At 73.5% G+C, this 3,467-nt stretch carries 3 protein-coding genes; 2 read left to right on the top strand and 1 reads right to left on the bottom strand.

Features of this window, described 5'->3' with window-relative positions; translation table 11 throughout:
* Positions 1 to 204: 204 nt before the first annotated feature.
* Positions 205 to 717, top strand: coding sequence for a hypothetical protein (locus AB0F68_RS35170; RefSeq protein WP_357346200.1), 513 nt, complete (start codon positions 205 to 207; stop codon positions 715 to 717).
* Positions 718 to 768: 51 nt separating this feature from the next.
* On the opposite strand, the gene AB0F68_RS35165 is transcribed toward AB0F68_RS35170, so the two are convergent.
* Complete coding sequence (locus AB0F68_RS35165; protein ID WP_357346198.1) at positions 769 to 2,304, bottom strand: M1 family metallopeptidase; 1,536 nt, start codon at positions 2,302 to 2,304, stop codon at positions 769 to 771.
* 201 nt (positions 2,305 to 2,505) lie between these two features.
* Between AB0F68_RS35165 and AB0F68_RS35160 the strand changes: the two genes are divergently transcribed.
* Positions 2,506 to 3,291, top strand: a complete 786-nt coding sequence (locus AB0F68_RS35160; protein WP_357346195.1) for an SGNH/GDSL hydrolase family protein — start codon at positions 2,506 to 2,508, stop codon at positions 3,289 to 3,291.
* Positions 3,292 to 3,467: the final 176 nt, after the last annotated feature.

The raw sequence follows: 3,467 nt of genomic DNA, 5'->3' as shown, positions 1-3,467 counted from the left end.
CACCGTGGTCGCGGTGGACGCGGCCGGCAACGTCTCGGCGGCCTCGCCGTCGCTCACCGTCACCACCGCGGACCCGCCGACCGGCGGCGGCTGCGACGGCTGCCCCGCCGCCTGACCCGCACCGCCCGGCCCCGTGAGGGAGGTCATGCCGGCGCGGGGCCGCGCGGGCCCCGGTGCCGCGAAGATCGTCACTACGCTGCGGGTATGGACGTCGAGACACGCCTCCGGCGAACCCGCCGGTGGCTCTGGGTCGTGGTGGTCGGGCTGTTCCTCAGCGGCGTGACCGCGTTTCCGCTGGAGCTGGAGGTGCGCTGGCTGCTCCGGGCGCTCGACCCGCTCGCCGGCCAGTTCCCGGCGCTGGTCGACTGGATCGAGCGGGTCCACACCGGACTGGTCGAGACCGGCGAGCACTACCCGTTCATGCTCTACGGCACCGACTGGCTCGCCTTCGCGCACCTGGTACTCGCGGTGGCGTTCTGGGGTCCGCTGCGCGACCCGGTGCGCAACGTCTGGGTGGTGCAGCTCGGCATGATCGCCTGCGCCGGGATCGTGCCGCTCGCGCTGATCTGCGGGCCGGTGCGGGACATCCCGTGGTTCTGGACGCTGGTCGACCTCTCCTTCGCGGTCGGCGCGTTCCCGCCGCTCTGGTTCGCCTACCGGCACATCCGGGCGATCGAGGCGGCGGCCCCGGCCCCGGCCACTCCCGTGCCGGCCTGACCGGCCGGGGCCCGCTCCCGCCGTGGTGGAACGGGCCCCGGCCGGCGCCGGTCAGTGCCGCAGCAGCTGGTGGGCTTCCCGGATCTTCGTCCACGACTTCGGTTGCGCCGGGACCAGCGCGCCGCGTGCGGCGGCGGCCGGCTCGGGGCGCCCGGCGGTGAACAGCCAGGTGGTGAAGACCGCGTCGAGGTCCCGGCCGGAGATCCGCTCGGCGAGCGCCTGGAACTGGGCGATGGTGCCGTTGCCGTAGCGGTGCTCGGCGGTCCAGGCCGGCAGGATCCGGAAGAACGCCTCGTCGCCGACGGCCAGCCGGAGCTGGTGCAGCGCCATGGCGCCCCGGTCGTAGACCGCGTCGGCGAAGACGTTGCCGGCCCCAGGGTCACCGGGGAGGACCTGCCAGAACTCCGAGTCGGCCGGGTAGCTGGCGTAGGTGAAGTCGAACAACTCCTGGGCGGTGCCCTCGCCCTGCTCCTCCGACCAGAGCCACTCGGCGTAGGAGGCGAAGCCCTCGTTCAGCCAGATGTTGCGCCAGTCGGCCACCGAGACCGAGTCGCCGAACCACTGGTGGGCGTTCTCGTGCACGACGACCGACGTGTTCGAGCCGCGACGCCAGAAGCTGGGGCCGTAGACGGGGCGGCTCTGCGTCTCCAGGGCGAAGCCGATGCCGTCGACCGGCCCGGCCACGCCGCCCTGCGCCTCGAACGGGTACGGCCCGAACAGGCCGCTCTCCCAGTCGATGATCTCGGCGGTGCGTTCGATGCTGGCCCGGGCGGCCGGCCCGCGCTCGCCCAGCGTGGTGCTGTACGCGTTCACCACCGGCTGCCCGTTCGGCGCGGTGTCGGTGACGATGTCGTACTGCCCGATGGCCAGGAACGCCTGGTAGGTGGCACCCGGCTTGACACTGCGCCAGCTCCACCGGGTGCGGTTGCCGGCCTCGGGCAGCGGGGCGCGCGGCTGCACGCCGTTGCTGACCACCTCGAGACCGGTCGGCACCGAGACGGAGATGTCCCAGGTGGCCTTGTCCGTCGGGTGGTCGTTGCTCGGGTACCACCACCAGGCCGACTCGGGCTCGTTGACGGCGAGCGCGCCGTCGGCGACCCGGGTCCAGCCCGTGTAGCCCTGGACCAGCGTCTCCGACGGGACGCCGGCGTATTTCACCACGACGGTGAGCGGCTGTCCCTTGAGGATCGGCCGGGGCGTGGTGATCACCAGCTCGTGCGCGCCCTCTCGGGCGAAGCCCGCCGACCAGCCGTTGACCCGGACCGACTCGACGTCGAGGGCGAAGTCGAGGTTGAACCGGGACAGGTCCTGGGTGGCGGTGGCCAGAATCGTCGTGGTGCCGCTGAGCCGGTCGGTGGCCGGTTCGTAGCGCAGCCGGATGTCGTAGTGGCCGACGTCGTAGCCGCCGTTGCCGTAGTCGGGGAAGTAGCTGTCGCCCAGCCCGGGGCTGCCCGGGGTCGGGGTGGCCGCCGCGGGCTTCGGCCGGCCCCAGCCCGGTAGGGCGGCCTGGCCGGGGGCGCCGGTCACGACGGTGCCGGCGGTGGTGACGGTCAGGGCGGCGATGGCCGCCGTGAGAGCGCGTCGCACGGGGTGGACTCCCTCCATCGGGGGTGTACGCACCGCCAACCTAATCGACGGTTGTGAACGCGTCTGCCCCGGAACGCCGGCCGGCGCTATTCAATTTATGGCAATGTTTCGATAGCATTACCGACTAGTAACAAGCACCGACCCCCTGGCCACGCGCGCGGTCTACGGGCTCCACCACCCCTGTCCCGTGGAGGTCCTGTCATGTCCCGTCGCGTCCGCACCGCCCTGGCCGCGTTGTTCGCGGCCGTCCTCGGCGCCACGCTCGTCCCCGGCGTCGCCCGGGCGGCCACCGTCAACTACGTCGCCCTCGGCGACTCCTACTCCTCCGGCGTCGGGGCCGGCCCGTACGACCTCTCCACCTGCCTGCGCAGCCAGAAGTCGTACGCCCCGCTCTGGGCCGCCGCGCACGCTGTCACCAGCTTCAAGTTCCCGGCCTGCGGCGGCGCCGTCACCGCCGACGTCATCAACAGCCAGGTCAACTCCCTGGGCACCGGCACCACCCTGGTCACCGTCACCATCGGCGGTAACGACGCCGGCTTCGCCGACGTCATCACGAGCTGCCGCTTCGGCAGCACCTCGAGCTGCGAGAGCGCCGTCAACGACAGCCGGGCCTTCGCCACCACCACCCTGCCCGGCCGGCTCGACAACACCTACGCCGCCATCCGGAACCGGGCCCCCAACGCCCGGTTGGTGGTGCTCGGCTACCCGCGGCTGTTCGAGACGAGCTACTGCGGCCTGCTGGCCATGAGCACCTACAAGCGGACCATCCTCAACCAGGCCGCCGACCTGCTCGCCACGGTGATCGCCGACCGGGCCCGGGCCGCCGGGGCCACCTTCGTCGACGCCCGGCCGTTCTTCGCCGGGCACGGCGTCTGCGCCGCCGACCCGTGGATCAACGACGTGAGCGGGCTCATCGAGGCGTACCACCCGGACGCCGACGGCTACCGCTACGGCTACCTGGCCGCGCTGACCGCCGCCATCGGCTGACCCGACGCGACGCCGGCCGGCGGCCCGTACCCGGACCGCCGGCCGGCCGCGGGGGGGCCGGGCCCGGGGGGGGCGGGGGCCGGCCCCCGAAACCCCCCGCGCCCAGGTGGCCGGGGCCCCGCCGGACGCATCAGCCCCCCCACCGCGCACACCCCCCGCCGCCCCCCCCCCCCCCC

This window comes from Micromonospora sp. NPDC023966 (assembly GCF_040639095.1).
GTDB lineage: Bacteria > Actinomycetota > Actinomycetes > Mycobacteriales > Micromonosporaceae > Micromonospora.
This window is presented reverse-complemented; position numbering and strand designations above follow the sequence as displayed.

Excerpts from the sequence above, each read along its gene's own strand:
- AB0F68_RS35170 (WP_357346200.1), top strand. The coding sequence starts at position 205 with ATGGACGTCGAGACACGCCTCCGGCGAACCCGCCGGTGGCTCTGGGTC.
- AB0F68_RS35160 (WP_357346195.1), top strand. The coding sequence starts at position 2,506 with ATGTCCCGTCGCGTCCGCACCGCCCTGGCCGCGTTGTTCGCGGCCGTC.